The 22,137-nt window shown below is 72.6% G+C and carries 17 protein-coding genes and 1 pseudogene; 12 read left to right on the top strand and 6 right to left on the bottom strand.

Annotated elements, in window-relative coordinates:
* Positions 1-47 precede the first annotated feature (47 nt).
* Both ACFYUV_RS31055 and ACFYUV_RS31060 read right to left on the bottom strand, forming a co-directional pair.
* The gene (locus tag ACFYUV_RS31055) at positions 48-359 is read right to left on the bottom strand and encodes a hypothetical protein (RefSeq protein ID WP_387674300.1); all 312 of its coding nucleotides are present in this window, start codon (positions 357-359) and stop codon (positions 48-50) included.
* Positions 360-452: 93 nt separating this feature from the next.
* On the bottom strand, positions 453-2,423 hold the full coding sequence (locus ACFYUV_RS31060; RefSeq protein WP_387674302.1) for a HelD family protein: 1,971 nt from the start codon (positions 2,421-2,423) through the stop codon (positions 453-455).
* Positions 2,424-2,489: 66 nt separating this feature from the next.
* Here ACFYUV_RS31060 and ACFYUV_RS31065 point away from each other — a divergent pair, with 66 nt between their 5' ends.
* The 5 genes from ACFYUV_RS31065 to ACFYUV_RS31085 all read left to right on the top strand — a co-directional run bounded on the left by ACFYUV_RS31065 (position 2,490) and on the right by ACFYUV_RS31085 (position 6,869).
* Positions 2,490-3,104, top strand: coding sequence for a TetR family transcriptional regulator (locus tag ACFYUV_RS31065; protein WP_387674305.1), 615 nt, complete (start codon positions 2,490-2,492; stop codon positions 3,102-3,104).
* Between the two features lie 239 nt (positions 3,105-3,343).
* Positions 3,344-4,021: a lysophospholipid acyltransferase family protein gene (locus tag ACFYUV_RS31070; protein ID WP_387674308.1), complete on the top strand. Its 678-nt coding sequence runs from the start codon at positions 3,344-3,346 to the stop codon at positions 4,019-4,021.
* Positions 4,022-4,100: 79 nt separating this feature from the next.
* Complete coding sequence (locus ACFYUV_RS31075; RefSeq protein ID WP_387674311.1) at positions 4,101-5,675, top strand: penicillin-binding transpeptidase domain-containing protein; 1,575 nt, start codon at positions 4,101-4,103, stop codon at positions 5,673-5,675.
* Between the two features lie 85 nt (positions 5,676-5,760).
* Entirely contained in the window at positions 5,761-6,405 is a 645-nt protein-coding gene (locus ACFYUV_RS31080) for a GntR family transcriptional regulator (RefSeq protein WP_358299147.1), read from the top strand.
* Positions 6,402-6,869, top strand: coding sequence for an OsmC family protein (locus ACFYUV_RS31085; protein ID WP_387674315.1), 468 nt, complete (start codon positions 6,402-6,404; stop codon positions 6,867-6,869). Before ACFYUV_RS31080 ends, ACFYUV_RS31085 begins: the two co-directional genes overlap by 4 nt.
* A gap of 24 nt (positions 6,870-6,893) precedes the next feature.
* Here the strand turns inward: ACFYUV_RS31085 and ACFYUV_RS31090 are convergent, their stop codons facing one another.
* Positions 6,894-7,172, bottom strand: a complete 279-nt coding sequence (locus tag ACFYUV_RS31090) for a DUF3040 domain-containing protein (RefSeq protein WP_352328164.1) — start codon at positions 7,170-7,172, stop codon at positions 6,894-6,896.
* Positions 7,173-7,305: 133 nt separating this feature from the next.
* Here ACFYUV_RS31090 and ACFYUV_RS31095 point away from each other — a divergent pair, with 133 nt between their 5' ends.
* From ACFYUV_RS31095 to ACFYUV_RS31125, 7 genes are all read left to right on the top strand, one after another.
* Positions 7,306-8,349, top strand: coding sequence for an Rv2578c family radical SAM protein (locus ACFYUV_RS31095; RefSeq protein WP_387674317.1), 1,044 nt, complete (start codon positions 7,306-7,308; stop codon positions 8,347-8,349).
* Positions 8,350-8,499: 150 nt separating this feature from the next.
* The gene (locus ACFYUV_RS31100) at positions 8,500-10,686 is read left to right on the top strand and encodes a GTP-binding protein (RefSeq protein WP_387674320.1); all 2,187 of its coding nucleotides are present in this window, start codon (positions 8,500-8,502) and stop codon (positions 10,684-10,686) included.
* 276 nt (positions 10,687-10,962) lie between these two features.
* Positions 10,963-14,121, top strand: a complete 3,159-nt coding sequence (locus ACFYUV_RS31105; RefSeq protein ID WP_387674323.1) for a PDZ domain-containing protein — start codon at positions 10,963-10,965, stop codon at positions 14,119-14,121.
* Between the two features lie 134 nt (positions 14,122-14,255).
* A complete protein-coding gene (locus tag ACFYUV_RS31110) occupies positions 14,256-15,626 on the top strand; it encodes a glycosyltransferase family 4 protein (RefSeq protein WP_387674326.1) in 1,371 nt (456 codons plus the stop codon).
* Positions 15,627-15,747: 121 nt separating this feature from the next.
* On the top strand, positions 15,748-16,056 hold the full coding sequence (locus tag ACFYUV_RS31115; RefSeq protein WP_387674329.1) for a PadR family transcriptional regulator: 309 nt from the start codon (positions 15,748-15,750) through the stop codon (positions 16,054-16,056).
* A gap of 309 nt (positions 16,057-16,365) precedes the next feature.
* A complete protein-coding gene (locus tag ACFYUV_RS31120) occupies positions 16,366-17,079 on the top strand; it encodes an HNH endonuclease family protein (RefSeq protein ID WP_387674332.1) in 714 nt (237 codons plus the stop codon).
* Positions 17,080-17,171: 92 nt separating this feature from the next.
* Positions 17,172-20,357: a S8 family serine peptidase gene (locus ACFYUV_RS31125; protein ID WP_387674335.1), complete on the top strand. Its 3,186-nt coding sequence runs from the start codon at positions 17,172-17,174 to the stop codon at positions 20,355-20,357.
* Positions 20,358-20,427: 70 nt separating this feature from the next.
* On the opposite strand, the gene ACFYUV_RS31130 is transcribed toward ACFYUV_RS31125, so the two are convergent.
* The 3 genes and pseudogenes from ACFYUV_RS31130 to ACFYUV_RS31140 all read right to left on the bottom strand — a co-directional run.
* Positions 20,428-21,294 (bottom strand): CU044_5270 family protein, encoded by an 867-nt coding sequence (locus ACFYUV_RS31130; RefSeq protein ID WP_387674338.1) that lies wholly within the window; start codon positions 21,292-21,294, stop codon positions 20,428-20,430.
* Entirely contained in the window at positions 21,287-21,850 is a 564-nt protein-coding gene (locus ACFYUV_RS31135; protein ID WP_387674341.1) for an RNA polymerase sigma factor, read from the bottom strand. The genes ACFYUV_RS31130 and ACFYUV_RS31135 overlap by 8 nt, the downstream gene beginning before the upstream one ends.
* Before the next feature lie 138 nt (positions 21,851-21,988).
* A pseudogene (locus ACFYUV_RS31140) lies at positions 21,989-22,137 on the bottom strand (IS5/IS1182 family transposase); the annotation flags it as partial.

The raw sequence follows: 22,137 nt of genomic DNA on the forward strand, positions 1-22,137 counted from the left end.
GCGTCCCTGTGCCCGCGCGACGGCGGATCTCACGCGGGCACAGCGGGTCAGGAGCCCAGCGCGCGCGTGGCCAGCGCGCCGAGGACCATGCCGACGACCATGCAGGCCGCGGCGGCGATGGCGGCCCACTTGCCCAGGGACTCGCCGCGGGTGTGGCCGACGATGCCCAGCACGATGCCGGCCAGGCCGAACAGGATCGGTATGAACAGGATGGCCACCGCGGCGCTGACGAACCCGATGATCGACAGGACCTGGGCGCCCTGCCGCTGCGGCGGCCGGGCGTAGGGCGGCGGCTGCGGCCGGCGCCCTTCACGCGTGTGCTCGTCGTCGCCCGGGGGCGGGTCTTGCGAAGCGGTCATTCTCCGGCTCCCTCGTGAAGTGAATCACATCACACACCAGAGCCGGAGGCCTGTCGAGCCGCCGAGTCCCGACATCTGCCCATTTCAGAAGGGTTATGACGGGCGGGAAAACTGAGGGGGAAGGGGTTCGGCGTGGACGACGTCGAGCCGGGAGACCGCGCGGGTGAGGGCGACGTACAGACGGTTGAGCCCGCGCGGCTCGGCCGCGACGACGGCGGCCGGCTCGGCGAGCACCACGTGGTCGTACTCCAGGCCCTTGCACATCGAGGCGGGCACGACGCTCAGCCGCTCGCCGAGGTCCACCCCCTCGTTCCAGAGCGCACAGGTGATCGCCTCGACGTGGGCGTCGGCCGCGATCACCCCGATCGACCCCTCGAACCCGCCCGCCTCCCGTACGGCCGCCACGACCCCCTTCTCCAGCTCGGCCGTCGCGATGACGCGCAGCCTGCCGTCGGAGCGGTGGGAGCGGGTGGGGGGCACGTCGGCGTCGAGCGCGGCCAGCAGCGTGTTGGCCAGCTCCACGACCGCGCCGGGCACGCGGAAGCCGGTGGTCAGCTCCACGATCCGGCCGCCGGGGCTGCCGAGCAGCTCCAGGTGCTCCGGCCACGACCTGGCCGCCCACGGCGTGGTGCCCTGGGCCAGGTCGCCGAGCACGGTCAGCGAGCCGTGCTCGCTGCGCCTGGCCACGGCGCGGCACTGCATGGGCGACAGGTCCTGGGCCTCGTCCACGATGACGTGGCCGTAGCCGCGGGGACGTTCGAGCAGGCAGGCCAGCTCGTCCAGCAGCACCAGGTCGGCCTCGGTCCACTTGGCGCTCTTGGCGCTCTTGGCGCCGTGCGGCGGGCCGGGCCAGGCGAGCGCGGCGCGTTCGGCGTCCGTCAGCAGGCCCTCGGGCGGGGCGCTGAGGACCTCGTGCAGCACGTCCTCGGGGCGGACGGCGGGCCAGGTCGCGTCGAGCGCCGGGGTGAGCGCCCGGCCGATCCGGCGTTCCCAGGCGGCGTCGCAGGTCTGGCCGCGGGCCTCGGCCTGCCGCCGCATCGCCGCCACCATTCTGGCCCTGACGCGTTCGCGCCCGACCCCGTACGGGAGCGCGGCCCGCCTGGTGTCCTCCACGATGCGGCGCAGCTCGTCCTCGCCGACGCGCCAGCGGTAGGAGCCGTCGGCCACCACGGCGGGCTCGGCGGGCCTGCGGATGCGGCCGTACAGCGCGCGGCGCAGCACATCGGCCATCCGGACGTCGTGCTTGACCGCCGCGGCCGCCGCGGAGTCGACGGCCCGTACCGGGTAGGCGCCGAGCAGCCCTTCCAGGGTGGTCTGCTCGACGTCCACCTCGCCGAGCGCGGGCAGCACGGCCGCGATGTAGCCGAGGAAGGTCCGGTTCGGGCCGAGCACCAGGACGCCGGAGCGTTCGAGGCGCCGGCGGTGGGCGTACAGCAGGTAGGCGGCCCGGTGCAGGCCGACGGCGGTCTTGCCGGTGCCGGGGGCGCCCTGGACGCAGATGGTGGTGTCGAGGTCGGCGCGGACGAGGTCGTCCTGCTCGGGCTGGATGGTGGCGACGATGTCGCGCATCGGTCCGACGCGGGGGCGTTCGATCTCGGCGGCCAGGAGCGCGCCGCCGCCCTCCTCCCCCGCGCCGAGACGCTCGTCCTCGTAGCCGGTCAGCGTGCTGCCCGACCAGCCGAAACGGCGGCGCACCTCGACGCCCTGGGGGTCGCGGGCGCCGGCCCGGTAGAAGGCGCGCGCCACGGGCGCGCGCCAGTCGATCACCACCGGCGGCTCGCCGTGCTCGCCGGCGATGTGCCGCCGGCCGATGTGGTACGCCCGCCCGCGGTGCTCGGCCGAGTCCTGCCCGAAGTCGAGCCGGCCGAAGAACGGCGGCCCGTCGGGCTCCTCGCTCAGCTCCTTGGCCAGGCTCTTGAGATGGCGGCCGAGCCGCTCCGCGCTGTAGCGGTCGCCGGCGACGGTCTCGCCGACGATCACGTTCTCCCGCGCGCCCTCCAGCATCCTGCGCAGCCCCGCCCTGCACCGTTCGACGTGACGCCGTTCGTCGTCGAGCGTTCCCATGCCCACCCCCAAAGCGTTAACTCGGTTAAGACATTGACCAGGTTAACACTTTGATAGAGTGCGGTCATGACGGGACTGCGGGAGCTGCAGCGGCAGCGGGTGCACGAGGCCATCTCGACGGCGGCGATCGCGCTCTTCCTGGAACGCGGCTTCGACGAGGTGCCGGTGACCGAGATCGCGGCGGCGGCCGGGGTGTCCAAGCCGACACTGTTCAAGTACTTCCCGACCAAGGAGGACCTCGTCCTGCACCGGTTCGCCGACCACAAGGGCGAGGCGGCCCGCGTGGTGCGCGGCCGGGCGCCCGGCGAGCACCCGGTCGCGGCGCTGCGCCGCCACCACCTCGACGGCCTGGCCGCCCACGACCCGGTCACCGGGCTCAACGACCACCCCGAGGTGCTGGCCTTCCACCGCATGGTGTTCGACACGCCCAGCCTGGCCGTCCGCCTGTTCCACCACATGACCCAGGACGAGGCCGAGCTGGCCGAGGCCCTGGCCGAGAGCGTGGACGAGCTGACCGCCGCGCTGCTGGCGGCCCAGGCGCTGGCCGTGCAGCGGGTGCTGGCCCGCCGCACCTGGGCGCAGCTCGCCGGGGGCCGGCCCCTGGCCGAGACGGAGGCCGACGCGGTGCGCGCCGCCGAACACGCCTACGCCCTGCTCATGGACGGCCCCGTCGGCCCGTGAGCTCCGGCGCGCAGGTCACGCGCGCCCCATCCGGCGGGCACGATTACCTCCAACGCCAGAGGCTGTGCTTAACTCGGAAATGCCGATGTGGCTGTGTCCCCCGGGCCGCAAATTACCGCCTTCACGGAATACCGTTCGGCTGGAACCGTGTTGTGCACCTCGCCGAGGAGGCGACCACCACATCGGCCTTAAAGCTTTCCGGGCGTCCCGCTGCCTTAGGGTGGCAAGGTTGACTGCCCATGATCCAGGAGAGCCCGTTGCTGTACGAAGTGGTCAAGTTCGCCGCCGCGCCGCTCGCCCACGCGATGTGCCGGCCGCACATCACCGGCGCCGCGAACGTCCCGAGGGTCGGCCCGGCCATCCTGGCGGCCAACCACCTCTCCGTGCTCGACTCCTTCCTGCTGCCCGCGCTGCTCCCCCGGCGCGTCACGTTCACCGCCAAGAACGAGTACTTCGACGGCAACCCCGTCTCCGGCTTCTTCATGCGCCTGGGCGGCAGCCTGCCGATCGACCGCGAGAGCGCCCACGCCGCCCAGGCCATGCTCGATGCCGCCGCCGAGCTGCTGGAGCGCGGCGAGCTGTTCGGCATCCACCCCGAGGGCACCCGCTCCCCCGACGGCCGCCTCTACCGCGGCAAGGTCGGCGTGGCCTGGCTGGCGCTCAAGACGGGCGCGCCCGTGCTGCCGGTGGCGCTCAAGGGCACCGAGAAGGTGCTGCCGGTCGGGGCCAAGGTGCCCAGGCCCGCCAAGATCGGCATCTCCATCGGCCGGCCCATGCGCTTCGAGGGCGACCACACCAAGGCGCGCGACCGGCGCCGGGTCACCGACGAGGTCATGGAGTCCGTCCAGAAGCTGTCCGGGCAGGAGTACGTGCCCGCGTACGCCTCCAGCTTCAAGACCGCCAATGGAACGACGTGACCGGTCACCGCTAGGCTCTGACACCTGACGTCGAGGACCAGGGGGCTGACCAGTGGCGCGGGGCCGTACCATCGCGATCGTGTCGGTGTCCGCCGTGCTCGTGGCGGGGGCCGCGGGCGGGGGCGCCTACTACCTGCTGCGCACCAAGGGCACACCGGGCGAGACGGCGCAGCGCTTCGCCGCCGCCTGGCAGGCCGGCGACAAGGCCGCCATGACCGCCGAGCTGGCCACCCAGCAGCAGCTCACCGCTTACGACCAGCAGCGCGCCGCGCTCGGCGTCGAGTCGGCCACGGTCAAGCTGGGGCGGGTGGTCGAGGGCGACGGCCGGGCCAAGGTCCCCTACACCGCGACCCTGGCGCTGAAGAACATCGGCTCCTGGTCCTACGACGGGCAGCTCGACCTCGTGGTGGCCGACCGCATGTGGAAGGTCGACTGGCGGCCGTCCACGCTGCACCCGCAGCTGACCCCGGGGGCGGCGTTCGCCGTCAAGACGAGCTGGCCGCAGCGCGCCGAGATCACCGACGCCGACGGCGGCCGCATCGACACCGGCACGTCCGGCGGCTCGGTGCAGCAGCTCGTCGGCTACCTCGACAAGGCCACCAAGAAGGACGTCGCCAAGCTCGGCGCCTCCTACAAGCCCGGACAGGCGATCGGGCGCGGCGGCCTGCAGGAGACCTTCCAGAAGCGGCTGGCCGGCACCCCCACCACCCAGATCCAGCTCGGCGGCAAGACCCTCGGCACCATCGAGGGCACCGACGGCAAGCCCGTGGAGACCTCGCTCGACCCGCGGGCGCAGGCGGCGGCCGTCACCGCGGTCAAGGACGTCCCCAAGCCCACCTCCATGGTCGCCATCCGGCCCTCCACGGGCGAGATCCTGGCCGTGGTCAACAACCAGGGCGGCTTCAACCGGGCCCTCGACGGCCGCTACCCGCCCGGCTCCACGTTCAAGGCGGTCACCGCGATCGGCCTGCTGGCGGCCGGCCTGTCGCCCAGCGACAAGGTCACCTGCCCGATGTACGCCACCGTCGGCGGGCTGAAGATCCGCAACTCGGAGAAGGAGGAGTTCGGCTCGCTGTCGTTCCTCGACTCCTTCGCCCACTCGTGCAACACCACCTTCGCGCCGCTGGCCGAACAGCGGCTCGGCGCCGACAAGCTGCTCAAGACGGCGGAAGGCGTCGGCTTCAACCAGCCGCTCAACATCGGCGTGCCGGCCACGAAGGCCAGCTTCCCGCGGGCCCAGTCCGACGCCGAGCTGGCCGCCGAGTCCTTCGGCCAGGCCAGGATCACCGCGAGCCCGCTGTCGATGGCCTCGGTCGCCGCCGCCATCGCCGACGGCACGTGGCGGCCGCCCACGCTGGTGCCCTCGCTCAAGCAGAAGGCCGGCGAGCAGGCGCTGCCCAAGGGGGTCAAGGAGCAGCTGCACAGCATGATGGCGGCCGTGGTCTCCAAGGGCACCGCCAGGGGCAGCGGCCTGCCCGCCGGCACCCACGGCAAGACCGGCACGGCCGAGTTCGGCACCGGCGACAAGCTCGACACCCACGCCTGGTTCATGGGGTTCAAGGGCGACGTGGCCTTCGCGGTGGTCGTGGAGGGGGGCGGCACGGGCGGCAAGGTCGCGGCCCCGGTGGCGGCGACCTTCCTCAAGGGCCTCTGACCTCTCCTCAGGGATAGCTCGAAGCTTCTCTCACAGGAGTCGCATGCATTGCATGCAATGTATGCAAAGCGTTAGAGTCGGGTCCGTGCAGAGCGATGTGGCGTGGAGCCGGTTGCGGGAGCTGATCCTCGACGGGACCTACCCGCCGGGGGCGCGGCTGACCGAGACAGAGGTCGCGGCGAGTCTGGAGATGAGCCGCACCCCCGTGCGCGAGGCGCTGCGGGCGCTGACCGCCGACGGCCTGGTGCGCCCGGCCGGGCGCGGGGTGGTCGTCGTGGCCCTGGAGCCGTCCGCACTGGAGGACGCCTACCAGGTGCGGGCGGCGCTGGAGGCGCTCACGGCCGAGCTGGCGGCCACCCGCCAGGGCGAGGGCCGCATCGCCCCCGCCGACCTGGCCTCGCTGCGGCAGGTCGCCGACGCCACGGCGGCCGCCACCGCGCAGGGCCGGCTCGGCGAGGCCGTCGGGCTCAACCGCCGCTTCCACCGGCGGATCGCCGAGCTGGCGGCCAACGCCATCGCGCTGCACACCCTGGAGCGCGTGTGGGACCAGATCCAGGTGTCCACGTTGCGCTCGCTGGCGCCGCCGTCCCGTCCGGCGCACGTCTCCGGCCAGCACGAACAGCTTCTCGCCGCGATCACCGAGGCCCGGCCGCAGGACGCCGCGGCCATCGCCCGCGCGCACGTCCTCGACACCCGCGCCGTCACTCACAGCAAGGACGAACCCGCATGACCCGCCACCACACGTACACCACCACCGTGACCTGGACCGGCAACCGGGGCACCGGCACCAGCGGATACCGCGACTACGACCGCGACCACGACCTGTCCGCCGAGGGCCGGCAGGTCATCGCGGGCAGCTCCGACCCCGCCTTCCGCGGCGACCCCGCCCGGTGGAACCCCGAGCAGTTGCTGGTCGGCTCGCTCTCCCAGTGCCACATGTTGTGGTATCTGCACCTGTGCGCCGAGGCGGGCGTCGTGGTCACGGCGTACGCCGACCACGCGGCGGGCACCATGGCCGAGAGCGGCGCCGGCGGCCACTTCACCGAGGTCGTGCTCCGCCCCGAGGTGACCGTGGCCGCGCCGGAGATGGCCGAGACCGCCGCCCGCCTGCACGAGGACGCCCACAAGGCGTGCTTCATCGCCGCCTCGGTCAACTTCCCGGTACACCACGAGCCGACCGTTCGCACGGCCTGAGGCAGGCCGACGGTTCGGGGGAGGTCAGCGCGAGGCGGCCAGGGCCACGGCGGTGGCGGCCTCGTGCTGGAGCACCATGATCAGCAGGGTGGCCACCAGCGTCGCGATGAGCACCCAGCTGATCACGATGATGACCGTCGACCGGCGTGGCCGCCTGTGGCCCGGCTGCCCCTTCGCCCGCGCCTCGCTGCGACGAGCCCGCTCGTTGAACGACTCGAGCCGGGCCACGAGCCGCGGATCGTCGTCGACGAGGTGCTGCTCGATCTGGGCCAGCATTCGCTCCTCGTCCTGCGACCAGGCCATAGACGTACCTCCGGAACGCAAGCACTGTGGCGTGTTCCTCCCCAACCATGAAGATCATTAGCCTTGACGTGACCCCCTAATTACCGCCTCTTTTCGTTTGCGATCACGCTCGAACTTTTGTTCTAATCATGGGATGCGCTGGGACAACCTGCGCCTGGCCGGGCCCGGTCAGGCCGATCCAGCCGTGCCGTTGTTCGCCCGCGGCGCGGTCACCCGTACGTTCGACACGCCCGAGTTCAGGGGGATGACCTTCTACGAGGTCCAGGCCCGGTCCATCATCAACCGGGTGCCGGGGGCCAGCCGGGTGCCGTTCGAGTACACGATCAACCCCTACCGCGGGTGCGGGCATCGCTGCGTCTACTGCTTCGCCCGCAAGACGCACGAATACCTCGACCTCGACGCCGGGGCCGACTTCGACTCGAAGATCGTCGTCAAGGTCAACGCGGCCGAGCTGGCCCGCAAGGAGCTGGCCGCGGCCCGCTGGGGCGGCCACCACGTGGCCATGGGCACCAACGTCGACTGCTACCAGCGCGCCGAGGGCCGCTACCGGCTCATGCGGGGCGTCCTGGCCGCGCTGCGCGACGCCGCGAACCCGTTCTCGGTGCTCACCAAGGGCACGCTGATCCTGCGCGACCTCGATCTGCTCACCGAGGCGGCCGAGGTCACCGACGTCAGCACGAGCATGTCGGTCGGCTTCGTGGACGAGGCGGTGTGGCGCGAGGTCGAGCCCGGCACGCCCAACCCGCGCCGGCGGCTGGAGGCGTGCGCCACGCTCAACGACAACGGCGTGGCGTGCGGGGTGCTGATGGCGCCGATCCTGCCGTACCTGACCGACTCCCCCGCCCAGCTCGAACGCACGGTCAAGGAGATCGCCGAGGCCGGCGCCACCCACCTCGCCCCGATCGTCCTGCACCTGCGGCCGGGGGCGCGTGAGTGGTGGCTGAGCTGGCTCGGGCGCGAGCACCCGCGCCTGGTGCCGCGCTATCTGGAGCTGTACGGCCGCGGCGCCTACGCCCCCGCCTCCTACCAGGACCGCGTCGTCGCCCAGGTCAAGGAGCTGGCCCGGCGCCACGGGGTCGGCAGAGCCACGCCCGCCATGGCCCGCCGCGTTCCGCCCCGCCGAACGTCCGGCCCCGTCGCCGCCGTCGCAGAGCCGGAGCAGCTTCGCCTGTTGTGACCCGGTTTAAATCGGTGGTCCGCCGGCCCGCCCCGGTGACAGGATGACCGGGCACCCAGCCGGACGACGTTCAGGAGCATGAGATGCGGCGCCGCCCAGAGATCTTCCAGCGCCCCATTGGCACGAGAGTTCTCGAGGGCTCCACCACTCATGCACATCCTGAACATCGGCATCCTCGCGCACGTAGACGCGGGCAAGACCAGCCTCACTGAGCGGCTGCTGTTCGAGACCGGGGTCATCGCGCGCCTCGGCAGCGTCGACGACGGCAGCACGCAGACCGACAGCGGCGAGATCGAACGCCGCCGCGGCATCACCATCCGCTCGGCGGTGGCCTCGTTCACCATGGGCGACCTGCGGGTCAACCTGGTGGACACGCCGGGCCACGCCGACTTCGTGGCCGAGGTCGAACGCGCGCTCGGCGTGCTCGACGGCGCCGTCCTGGTGGTGTCGGCCGTGGAGGGCGTGCAGCCGCACACGCGGGTCCTGATGAAGACGCTGCGGCGGTTGCGGCTGCCCACGCTGATCTTCGTGAACAAGATCGACCGGATGGGGGCCCGGGAGGCGGGGGTGCTCGCCGAGATCCGGCGGTGGTTGTCGCCGCGGGTGGTCCCGCTCAACACGGTGAACGGCATCGGCGGCCCGTCCGCCACCACCCACCCCTTCACCTTCGCCCCGCCTCCCTTCGGCACCGCCCCGAGCGCCCCGCCCCCTCACCCCCTTACCTCCAGTCCCGTCACCTCGGGGGGCGCTTCCCGTCCAGGGGTGGCGGGCGGCGGCTCGGAGGAGGTGGTGCGGGCCGCTGGGCCCGTCGAGGTCGAGCCCGCCAGGACGGAGGCCGACCTAGCGGCCGACGCCGGGCCCGGCATAGAGGGCCGCACAGAGGGCGGCACAGAGGGCGGCACAGAGGGCGGCGCAGAGGGCGGCGTGGAGGCTGCGGGGACGGTGGCGGCTGAGGTGTTGGCTGAGGGGGATGACGGGCTGTTGGAGTTGCTCGTCGATGACGTGGTTCCGGGGGTGGGGCGGGTGCGGGAGGCGCTTGCGGCGCAGTGCGCGGCGGGTGACGCGCATCCGGTGTTGTTCGGGTCGGCGGTCACCGGCCAGGGGGTGGCCGAGCTGCTCGGGGCGGTCCGGCTGCTGCCCGCGGTTCCCCAGCCGCCGCTCGGCGCGGATGGAAGCGCCGACCGCACGGCGGCGACGGCGACGGCGGCTGCGGCTGCGGCTGCGGCTGCGGCTGCGGCTGTGGTGTTTGCGGTGGGGCGGGGGCGGGGTGGGGAGAAGGTCGCGTATCTGCGGATGTGGAGCGGGGAGCTGCGGGCGCGGGAGCGGGTGACGTTTCTGCGGCGGGAGCCGGGCGGGGGCGTCCATGCGTACGAGGGGCGGCCGAGCGGGGTGGCCGTCGTCGGGTCCGGGGCGCGGGTGGCGGTGGCGGGCGACATCGCCACGGTCCGGGGCGTGCCCGAGATCCGGGTCGGCGACCGGCTGGGCGAGCCCGGCCCGGCGGGGCAGGCCCACTTCACGCCGCCCAGCCTGGAGACCGTCGTACGCCCCCGGATCCCCGGCCAGGAGCCGCGCCTGCACGCCGCGCTGGTCGCGCTGGCCGAGCAGGACCCCCTGATCGGCACCCGTACGCTGCCCGGCGGCCGGACGTCGGTCCTGCTGTACGGCGAGGTCCAGAAGGAGGTCATCGGCGAGACCCTGGCCAGGGACTTCGGCGTGGACGCGGAGTTCGAGCCGAGCCGTCCGGTGCACTTCGAGCGTCCGGCGGGCACCGGCGCGGCCAGCAAGGAGATGCGCCAGGCCGGGGACGCGTTCATGGCGACCGTGGGCCTGCGGGTCGAGCCGGCCGCGCCGGGCTCGGGCGTGCTCTACCGGCTGGAGGTCGATCTGGGCTCGCTGCCCCTGGCCTTCCACCGGGCGATCGAGGAGAGCGTGCGGCACGGCCTCGGGGCGGGCCCGCGCGGGTGGCCGGTCACCGACGTGCTGGTCACGCTGACGGCGACGGGTTACGCCTCCCCGGTCACGACCGCCGGCGACTTCCGCGGGCAGGCGCGGGTCGTGCTGGCCGAGGCGCTGCGCAGGGCCGGGACCAGGGTGTACGAGCCGTGTCACCGTTTCGAGGCGGAGGTGCCCGCCGACGCCTTCGCCGCCGTGTCGTCCCGCCTGGCCGGGCTGGGCGCGGTCCTCGACGGCACGAGCAGGCGGGACGGGACGTGGGTGCTCGAAGGGGAGATCCCGGCGGCGGCCGTGCACGAGGCCGAGCGGCGGCTGCCGGGCCTGTCGCGCGGCGAAGGGGTTTGGTGGTCGCGCCCGTCCGGAGATCGCCTGATTCGTACGTGATAGGCGGTATGTCGGATATCAGGGATAGATGGGTATTAATCCGCCATAGTGTGCCAATCGGGCGCAACCATTACAGGGGGAAAACGATGGCTGACACGAAGAAGAAACCGGCCACCAAGTCGGGCAAGGCCAAGAAGCAGGCGATCAAGACGAGCCGGCAGGCCAAGGAGACCAAGAAGGAAACCCGAAGGACCGACGAGGGATGACCCCGTGAGGTGAATCGCGCAGCCGGGGGCCGGCGGCCCTCGGCTGTCCGGTGGAAGAGGAGCTGCGCACATGTCGGCCTATCTCCGCTTTCCCACTGTCTTTCAGGACGTGGTGGTCTTCGCCGCCGAGGACGACCTGTGGATGGTCTCGGCCCAGGGCGGCCGCGCGTTCCGCCTGACCGCCGGCGCGGCCGAGGCCGGCTACCCGCGCATCTCCCCGCGCGGCGACCAGATCGCGTTCGTCGGCCGGGAGGAGGGCCCGGAGGAGGTCTACGTGATGCCGGCCGTCGGCGGCGCCGCGCGCCGGGTCACCTTCCACGGCGCCCGCTGCACGGTCACCGGCTGGGACCACGAGGGCCGCATCCTGTACGCCAGCGACCAGTCCCAGCCGTTCGCCGGGCGCAAATGGCTGCACCGCGTGGCGCCGGGCGGGGTGCCGCAGCGGCTGCCGTACGGACCGGCGAACTCGATCGCCCACGGCCCCGACGGGATGATCGTGCTCGGCCGCAACACCGCCGACCCCGCGCGCTGGAAGCGCTACCGCGGCGGCACGGTCGGCGACCTGTGGATCGACACCGACGGCGACGGCGAGTTCAGGCGGCTGATCCGGCTGCCGGGGAACCTGGCCTCGCCGTGCTGGAGCGGCCGTCGGGTGTGCTTCCTGTCCGACCACGAGGGGGTCGGGAACGTCTACTCCTGCCTTCCGGACGGCGGCGACCTGCGCAAGCACACCCACCACGAGGACTACTACGCGCGCAACCTGTCCGGCGACGGCCACCGGCTGGTCTACCACGCCGGCGCCGACCTGTACCTGCTGGAGCCGGGCGACGGGCCGGGCGACGGGCCGGGCGACGGGCCGGGCGACGGGCCGGAGGACGGGCCCAGGCGCCTGGACGTGCGGCTGGCCAGCTCCAGGACGCAGCGCAACCGCCGGTTCGTCGACGCCGAGGACTTCCTCGACAGCGCGACCCTCAGCCCGGACGGCAGCGCGCTGGCGATCACCTCGCGCGGCAAGGCGTACGCGATGGCCGACTGGGAGGGCCCGGTGAGCCAGCACGGCGAGCCGGACGGCGTCCGCTACCGCTTCCTGACCTGGCTGAACGACGGCGTGCGGCTGATCGCCGCGGCCAGCGGCGAGTCCGACGAGGAGACGCTGGTCATCCTGGAGGGCCACGAGGGCGGCTGCGGCGTCGAGGTGGCCCGGCTGGGCCGGATCAACGAGCTGGTCCCCGACCCCGCGCACGACCGCGTGGCCGTGGTCAACCACCGCCACGAGCTGTACCTGCTGGACCTGGCCACCGGCGCGGCCACGCTGGTGGAACGCAACCCGCACGGGCCCCCCGAGGACCCGGCCTGGTCGCACGACGGCCAGTGGCTGGCCTACGCCGGGCCGCTCAACGCCCAGACGACCGCGATCAAGCTCCACCACCCGGAGACCGGCCGGACGGTGGCCGCCTCCGAGCCGGTGCTCAAGGACTCGATGCCGGCCTTCGACCCCCAGGGCCGCTACCTGTACTTCATCGGCCAGCGGGTCTTCTCGCCCGTTTACGACCAGTTGCAGTTCGACCTGGGGTTCCCGCTGGGCACCCGGCCGTACGCGATCGCGCTGCGGGCCGACGCGCCCGACCCGTTCGTGCCCGGACGTCGTCCGCTCAACGGCAAGGACGAGGAGGAGGACGAGCCGGTGGAGGCCGTCCGGGTGGACCTGGACGGGCTGGTCGCCCGCGTCACCGCCTTCCCGCTGCCGGAGGGCCGCTACGAGGGGGTGGCCGGGCTCAAGGGCAAGGCGCTGCTGCTGACCAGCCCGCTGGAGGGCGAGAACACCCTGCACCTGTACGACTTCGCCAAGGGCAGGAACGAGACGTTCGCCGACGGCGTCACCGCGTTCGAGCTGGGCCGCGACCACAAGACGCTGCTGTACCGGGCCGGCAGCCGGCTGCGCGTGGTCAGGGCCGGCGAGGTGCCCGAGCACGACGACGACCCGCCGGGACGCGAGAGCGGCTGGATCGACCTGTCGCGCATCAAGGTGTCGGTGGCGCCGGAGTCGGAGTGGCCGCAGATGTTCCGCGAGGCGTGGCGGCTGCAGCGGGAGAACTTCTGGACCGAGGACATGGCCGGCGTCGACTGGCCGGGCGTGTACCGGCGCTACGAGCCGCTGGTGGACCGGGTCACCACCCGAGGTGAGTTCTCCGACCTGCTGTGGGAGCTGCACGGCGAGCTGGGCACCAGCCACGCCTACGAGAGCGGCGGGGAGTACCGTCCCGGGCCGGACTACAGCCAGGGCAAGCTGGGCGTCGACTGGGACTACCGCGACGGCGTCTACCGCGTGCGCGCGATCGTCACCGGCGACCCGTGGGACCCCGAGGCCACCTCGCCGCTGAACCGGCTGGGGCTCGACGTGCGGCCGGGGGACGCGGTGCTGGCCATCAACGGCGCGCCCATCGGCCGCGCGGCCACCCCGAACGAGCGGCTGGTCAACCAGGCGGGCGAGGAGGTGGAGCTGACCCTGCGGCGCGAGGAGCGGGTGTTCACGGTGACCGTGCGCGCGCTGGCCGACGAGCAGCCGGCCCGTTACCGCGACTGGGTGAACCTCAACCGCGCCGAGTGCCACGAGCGTTCCGGCGGGCGCATCGGCTACCTGCACGTCCCCGACATGGGCACCGAGGGGTTCGGCGAGTTCCACCGGGGCTTCCTGGCCGAGTACGACCGGCACGCCCTCATCGTGGACGTGCGCTTCAACGGCGGCGGGCACGTCTCGGCGCTGCTGTTGGAGAAGCTGGCCAGGCGGCGGCTCGGCTACGACTACCCGCGGTGGGGGGACCCGGAGCCGTACCCGCCGGAGTCGCCGCGCGGGCCGCTGGTGGCCATCACCAACGAGTGGGCGGGCTCGGACGGCGACATCTTCAGCCACACCTTCAAGCTGCTCAAGCTGGGCCCGCTGGTCGGCAAGCGCACCTGGGGCGGGGTGATCGGCATCTGGCCGCGCCACCGGCTCGCCGACGGGACCGTGACCACGCAGCCGGAGTTCTCCTTCGCCTTCGACGACGTCGGCTGGCAGGTGGAGAACTACGGCACGGATCCCGACATCGAGGTGGACATCACCCCGCAGGACTACGCCAAAGGCGTGGACACGCAGCTGGAGCGGGCCATCGACGTCGCCCTTGGCCTGCTTGCCGAGCATTCGCCGCATACGCCGGATCCGTCGCATCGGCCAGGTATGCAACCTTAGGAACCTCTTGGGCGTCTAAAGATCATAGGCGGGGAAAGCGCACAGGGGATGACATGTGCACTCCGCTCGCGCGCGGCCTGACGACCGGCTCCGCGCGCATGCGAATGCAACCGAGCACAAGGGGGATCGTCCAGGTGCGCGCACTGGCACGCAGGGGGAAGTCGGCGATGGTCCGGTTGTACCGGGGGTACAACCGGCGCAAGGCACGTAACGCGCCGCCGCCGTCGACCGACCGCATCAGGATCCTGCTCCTGCACGCCAACGGCATGGGCGGCACGATCAGGACGGTGTTCAACCTGGCCGGCTACCTGGCCGAGAAGCACGACGTCGAGATCGTCAGCATCCTGAAGGAGGCCGAGGAGCCGTTCTTCCCGATCGACCCGCGGGTGCGCTTCCGTTTCCTCGACGACCGGCTCAAGCCCAGCCCCGATCCGCTGCGGGCGATGTTGTCGAAGTTCCCCAGCAAGCTGATCCCGCCGGAGGAGACGGCCTACCACCGCTTCAACCTGTGGACCGACTACAAGCTGGCCCGCTACATCCGCTCGCTCGACAGCGGCGTGCTGATGGCCACCCGTCCCGGGCTCAACCTGGCCATGGCGCAATTGGCGCAGCCGGGCGTGATCACCATCGGGCAGGAGCACGTGGCCCTGCGCACCCAGGCCGAGCCGATGCAGAAGCTGATCAAGTGGCGGTACCGGCGGATGGACGCCCTGGTCACCCTCACCAAGGCCGACCTGCGCGACTACCGCAGCACGCTGCCGAAGAAGCCGAAGAAGCTGGCGCGCATCCCCAACGCCGTCCCGCCGATGAGCGGCGAGGTGTCCAGGCTGGACGCCAAGGTCGTCGTCGCCGTGGGCCGGATGACCCGGCTCAAGGGCTTCCACCGGCTGATCACCGCGTGGGAGACCGTCGCCGCCGCGCACCCCGACTGGAAGCTGCGCATCTTCGGCGCCGGGCCGCAGGAGGACAACCTGGCCGCGCAGATCGTCGAGGCCGGGCTTGAGGGCAAGGTGGAGCTGCCGGGGCCGACCAGCGACGTGGGGGCCGAGCTGGAGAAGGCGTCGATCTTCGTGCTCAGCTCGCGGCACGAGGGCTTCCCGATGACGATCCTGGAGGCCATGGCCAAGGGGCTGGCCATCGTCAGCTTCAACAGCCCGCACGGGCCCAAGGAGATGATCACCGACGAGGTGGACGGGCTGCTGGTCAAGCCGCGTACCAACGCCAACCTGGCGGCCTCCATCATGCGCGTCATCGAGGACGAGCCGCTGCGCCGGTCGCTGGCGGCGGCGGCGCTGGAGACGGCGCGCACGTACGACGTGCACGCGGTGGGCCAGAAGTGGGACGATCTGCTGGACGAACTGGTGGCCCGCCGCAACGGCACGTACGTCCGCCCGCCGCGCCCCGCCCCCGAAGCCGCCCCCGAAGCCGCCTCCGAAGCCGCCTCCGAACCCGACGAGGCCGCCGCGCCCGCCGAGGCCACCGGGCCGGCCGGGCCCCGGGCCTAGCGGGACCCGGCCGCCACACCGCCGGGCCGGGTGTCCACCGGCTCGGCGAAGGGCGGCGTCGAGGGATCTGGCGGCCCGCGACACCCCTAGGTAGAGTTAGATCATGGGTAGCCTCCCCCGCATGACCATGCCGACCGTGCTCGTGCTCCGCGCCCTGCTCGAAGACCCCACCCGCGCCATGTACGGCCTGGAGATCTGCGCGGCGGCCGGGCTTCCCAGCGGCACCATCCATCCGATCCTGGCCCGGCTGGAGGGCTTCGGCTGGCTGGAGTCGAGCTGGGAGGAACTGGATCCGCGCGAGGAGGGCCGTCCGCGCCGCCGCTACTACCGCTTCACCCCCGACGGCGCCCAGCCGGCCAGGCAGGCGCTCGACCGCTCCGCCGCCAAGCGCGCCGCCCTGCGGCTGCGGCCCTCCGGCGGTGTGGCGTGAACACCTTGGCGCCGGCCAGGCCCGCGGAACACCGCGACCGGCGTCGCCGCGGCGCGGGCGGTCACCGCCGCACGCCCGGCGGAGAAGCTCGTCGACGTCGAACTCCGGTTGCCGCCCATGGGGGATCGGCGGTCTTCACGATCCCGGGCGTCGTCGTGCACTGGGCGGGCGTGGAGTAGCTGCGCGAGCGGTGGGGAGTGCGGGTGAGGCGGCGCGGGGCCGATCAGTGACGGAAGCCTTCCTGTGTCAAATCCGGCGATGGCGGGAATTCTCTAGACAACTTCGCCCGCGGGAGCCACGGAGGGCTGCTTGAGCACGAAGGACGCCATCGCGATCCTCGCCGGAGCCGTCATCGTCGCTTCCTTCATCGGCAGCGCCAAGAGCCCCGCCGCCACCGCCGCCAGCCCCCTCAGCAACGCCAGCGGGACGCTGCCCGGCCTCGCCCCCGTCCTGTCCGACGGCGACAAGGCCAGGGCGCGCGCCCTCATCGGCCGCTTACGCGTCAAGGGCCGCGGCCCCAACACCGGCTACGCCCGCAGCCGGTACGGCGAGAACTGGGCCGACACCGCCACCGGCGTCCCCTACGCCCGCAACGGCTGCCGCACCCGCGACGACCTGCTCGCCCGCGACGGCACCGGCGTCGAGTACCGGCCCGGGTCGAGCTGCGAGGTCGTCGCCATGGAGCTGACCGACCCCTACACCGGCCGGCTCATCTCCTGGCACAAGGCCCAGGCCGACGAGGTGCAGGTGGACCACGTCGTGCCGCTCAACTACGGCTGGCGCATGGGCGCGCCGCGCTGGCCGATGTCGAAACGCCTCGACTTCGCCAACGACCCGCTCAACCTGTTACCCGTCGACGGCCGCGCCAACGAGGAGAAGGACGCCTCCGGCCCGGCCGGGTGGCTGCCTCCCCAGCGCCGCGTCCGCTGCGCGTACGTCACCCGTTTCGCCCAGGTCGCGCTCAAGTACGACCTGCCCGTGACCAGGGCCGACAAGAACGCCATGCTCGCGCAGTGCCGCTAGCTCGTCCCCCGCCTCAGGGGCCCGGGGAAGAAGAATCCGCCTCACGCGGAAGAGGAGAGGAAAGCGATCGTTTTCTCTTCTTGCGAGGATCAATGACGTTAGGCAAGGGACTGCTGGCAGCGGTCCTGGCAGGCACGCTGAGTGTGGGCGCGACGACGGGAACCGGCACGGCCGACGCGGACCAGGCACGTCCCGGACAGCCGCGCTCCGGCCCGGCGGGCAGCGTGACGCTGCTGACCGGCGACCGGGTCGTGGTCACGGGCAGGAGCTTCCGGGTGGAGCCGGGCACGGCCCGGGAGGTGCACTTCTCCTCCGGCTACCGCGACGGGCACCTGTACGTCGTCCCGTCCGACGCCGCGCCCCTGGTCGCCCAGGGGGTGCTGGACGAGCGGCTGTTCGATGTCACCCAGTTGCTCGCCTGGCGCTACGGCGACGCGGACACGCCCGACATCCCGCTGATCACCCAGTCGCCGCGGGAAAGCGCCCCCGCGCTGCGCGGCGCGGCCACCACCCGGCGGCTGGCCGCCCTCGACATGACGGCCCAGCGGGTGGCCAAGAAGGGCGCGGGCGAGGCGTGGCGGAGCCTGCTCGGCGGGGCGTCCGCGCTGGCCGCGGGCAAGGGCAGGATCTGGCTCGACGGCCGGCGTACGTACACCCTGGACCGCAGCACCCGGCAGATCGGCGCGACCGAGGCGTGGCAGCGTGGTTTCACCGGACAGGGCGTCACGGTCGCCGTGCTCGACAGCGGGTACGACCCCACGCATCCCGACCTGAAGGACGTGGTCACCCAATCGCGGAACTTCTCCGACGAGCCTGACATGACTGATCGACTCGGGCACGGCACGCACGTCACCTCGATCATCGCCGGCGCCGGCGAGAAGTACCGCGGCGTGGCGCCGGGAGCCCGCATCGCCTTCGGCAAGCTGGGCACGCAGATCAGCGACTCCGCGATCCTGGCCGGGATGGAGTGGGCCGCCACGGAGGTCAAGGCCAAGATCGTCAACATGAGCTTCGGCGGCCCCGACGAAGCCGGCCTCGACCCGATCGAGCAGGCGGTGAACACCCTCTCGCAGGCCACGGGCACCCTGTTCGTGGCGGCCGCGGGCAACGAGGGCGAGCAGAGCGTGGGCAGCGTGAGCAGCCCCGGCAGCGCGGACGCCGCGCTGACCGTCGGCGCGGTGGACCGCTCCGACCAGGTGGCCGACTTCTCCAGCACGGGCCCGCGGATCGGCGACCACGCCGTCAAGCCGGACGTCACCGCCCCCGGCGTGGACATCATGGCCGCCGCCGCGGCGGGCACCGCCGACGGAACCCACGTGGCGATGAGCGGCACGTCGATGGCCAGTCCGCACGTGGCGGGAGCGGCGGCCATCCTCGCCCAGCGCCATCCCGACTGGAGCGGGCAGCAGCTCAAGGCGGCGCTCGTCGGCAGTGCCCGGCCGACCGACGGCGCCACGCCGTACCAGCAGGGCACCGGGCGGGTGGACGTGCTCCGCTCGCTGGCCCAGGAGGTGATCGCCACTCCCACCGGCGTGTGGGCCGCCTTCCCCTGGGACCGGCCGGGCGAGCGGCGGGCCACCGGGAAGATCACCTACAGCAACACCGGGGCCACGCCCGTCACCCTGGACCTCGCGGCCGGCTCCGACGTGCTCACGCTGTCGCCGCGACGACTGGAGGTGCCCGCGGGCGGGCAGGCGTCGGTCGCGGTGACCATCGACGCCGAGGGCAAGGGCCCCGGCGACCATCCGGGCATCGTCACCGCCACGGCCGGTGACACGGTGGTCCGCACCCCGGCCGGCGCCTATGTGGAGCCGGAGTCCCATGACGTCACGGTGACCGTCCAGGACAGGGACGGGGCCGCCACCGAGTATGTGCAGGGCGTCGTCTACGACCAGGCGACCGGCGCGCCGCGCAACCTCGTCTTCCACGGCGGCACGGCCAGGATCAGGCTGCCGAAGGGACGCTGGAACCTCTACACCGAGATCCTCGGGAGGGCGGAGCACAGCTTGACGCTCGCGCACCGGCCGTTCGAGGTCGGCGACGCCGACGTGTCGCTGACTGTCGACGGCCGCCAGGCGAAGCGGATCACGTTCACGGTGGACGAGCCCACCGCCGTCCCCGATCCCGGATTCGCCCTCTCCGTGGCCAACGGGCCCTGGAGGACCGCGATGACCGCGTTCGGCTACTCCGGCGGCTTCTACGTCGTCCCGGTGCGGCAGCCGGGGCTCACCTACCTGGCCCAGACCACGTGGACCAAGAAGGACACGACGCCCAGCCCGTACCGCTACGACCTCGTCGACCACAGGACGGACGGCTTCCCCGACACCCCCGGGTACGCCGCGCGGACCCGGGACCTGGTCAAGGCGACCGAGACCTACCGCTCGACCGTCCCGGGCGCCACCGGCACGCTGATGACGGGACCGGTGCTGCCCGGCGACGCCCTCTCGCCGGGAATGGGCGTGTGGGACGGCATCGCGCTGCCCGGCAGCCTGACGCGGTACCTCACCCCGGGATTCGCCTGGAACGACGAGTTCATCACGGGCGGCCTGACCGAGCTCGGCACCGGCCCGGTGCGCGACAGGAACTTCACCCAGGTCTGGAACGCCGCGGTGACCGGCCCCTCGTTCGCCGCCTCCGGCGGCAGCCGGGCCGGCGACACCCTGGCCTTCCCCGCCCACGGGCTGTACAGCAGCGGCGTCGCCGGACGCACCGGCATGGACGCGACCGCGACCGGCACCCTCACCCTGACCGGGAACGGCAAGCAGATCGCCACGACCGGCATCACCGGCTGCCTGCCCTACCCCGGCGCGGAGTGCACCCTCACCGCCACGTTGCCGCAGGCCGACACCGCCTACACCCTGACCGCCTCCACCCGGCGATCGCAGGCCGAGCTGTCCACGGGCGTCGAGGCCGTCTGGACCTTCCGCTCCGCCCGTACGGCCAAGCCCGAGCCGCTGCCGCTGATGGCCGTGCGCTACGCGCCCCAGGGCCTCGGTGACGCCAACCGCGCCAGGCCGGGATCACGGACCACCGTCCCGATCCAGGTCGAGCGCGCTCCCGGCGCCGCCAGGGCGGCGGTCTCCTCGATCAAGCTGGAGGCGTCCGCCGACGACGGCAGGACGTGGCGGCCGGTGCACGTCCGGGCGAGCCGATCGGGCTGGACGGCGCGCCTGGACAACCCCGCCACCGCGGGGTACGTCTCGCTGCGCGCGACCGTCACCGACAAGGCGGGCAACGGCGTCACCCAGACGGTGACCCGCGCCTACGCCGTGGGCTGACCCGTACGGCCGGCAAGCTGAATCACGACGCGTCCGCCCCCGGGCCTTCCCGGCCCGGGGGCGGACGGCTTCAGCTCTTCACCGCGGGAAGCTGGTCCGTCCACTCGGTGGTCACGGAGATGAAGTCGGCGCTGAACGCCACGTCGCCGTCGTCGACGAGGATGAGGTTGGCGCGGACCACCCGGGCCCTGTCGGGATCGACGACCAGCTCGATGTCGCTACCGCCGTCGGGGTGGGGAAAGCGCAGACGCTGGCCGCCTTCGACCGCGCCCGCGTTCTCCACCCCCGGTGTCGCGGCGAGCGCGCGGAACGCCGCCGAACGGACCTCCGCAGGCGTCGGCAGGTCCGTGATCAGCGCGAGCAGGGTGAGGGTGGGATCATCGCGCAGCTCGGACGCGGACATGCCCTTCTCCTCGCCCTTGCGCGCGACGATCCACGCCTTCAGCGCCTCCGGCTCCGTCGGCAGTCCTTCGAGCTCCTCGAAGCTCACCTTGGCGTCCTTGAGCCTGAGCGTCTTCCAGTCCGGCGCCTGGATGACGGCGTCGGCGGGATCCCCCGGCACGGCCCTGGTCCAGCGCTTGCCGTCGCGCCGGGTCCAGCTCTCTATCGGCGGGGCGTCCGACGCCAGCCACCGGCGCGTGACGTGCCAGTACGTCCCCGAGCCCTGAGGGGTGCGTTCCGCGCGGACGGCGGCCATGAGCAGGACCTCCTTGCCCGTGACCGGTGCGCCGTCGTTCGTGGGCGCCCCCGTGGCGAACACGACCGCCGCGACGGCACCGGCGGCGGCCAGGGCCACCCCCGGGACGAACCAGCCGGCACGCCGGCGCGCCCGGCCCGCCGGCACCCTGCGCTCCAGCCGCTCCCTGCCGCGCGCGACCGCCCCGGCGGACGGCTCCGGCTCGTCCAGCAGAGCGGCGATCTCTTCCAGGTCACGCATGAGGGGTCTCCTTGTCGGTGAGGGCGTGGATCTTGGCGCGGGCCCGGCTGAGCCGTGAGCCCACCGTGCCGAGGGAAATGCCGAGCGCCTGGGCGATCTCGAGGTAGCTGAGCTGGCCCAGCGCCAGGAGCAGCAGCACGTCACGCTCGCCGCCGTTCAGCGAGGCGAGCGCCATCGCCAGGTACGGCTGCGCGGTCGCGGCGGTGACGACCCGGTTCTCGTGCCCTTCCACGACCGGCACGGGGTCCAGCCGGGCCAGCGCCTTGTACCGGCGGGCCTCCTTGTGCCGATGCCGGGCCACCAGGTTCGTGGCGATGCCGAGCAGCCAGGGCCGCAGAGCACCTTTTTCCAGCGCGAAACGGTCACGCCGGTCGAACGCCAGCAGAAACGTCTCGGCCGCGATGTCCTCGGCCACTTGGGCGCCCAGGCGTCCAGCCACGTACCGGTAGACGTCACGGAAATACCGGTCATACACGGCGGTGAACAGCTCAGGGTTCCGCCGGTAGCCGGCGACCAGGTCGGCGTCGGTCACCTGCTCGCCCACGTCGGCGGTCATGTGCCCGTCTCCGTCATGAGTGTGCCTTCCGGTGGGTGATCATTGCTTTCACCCATCCTTCGCGGCGTACGCGGCTTTTCTTCCCGCGCGCCGGAAGGCGGCCACTCACCCGGGCCGGGCTAGGAGCTGTTTCTTAGATCAGGTCCGGAGCCAGATGACCAGGGCGGCCAGGGTGACGGTGCCGAGGAAGACGTAGGCGCGCTTGTCGTAGCGCGTGGCCACGGCCCGGAAGTTCTTCAGCCGGTTGATCGCCCGTTCGACGACGTTGCGTGCTTTGTAGCGGTCGG

This window comes from Nonomuraea sp. NPDC003560, assembly GCF_042878785.1.
Classification (GTDB): Bacteria; Actinomycetota; Actinomycetes; order Streptosporangiales; family Streptosporangiaceae; genus Nonomuraea.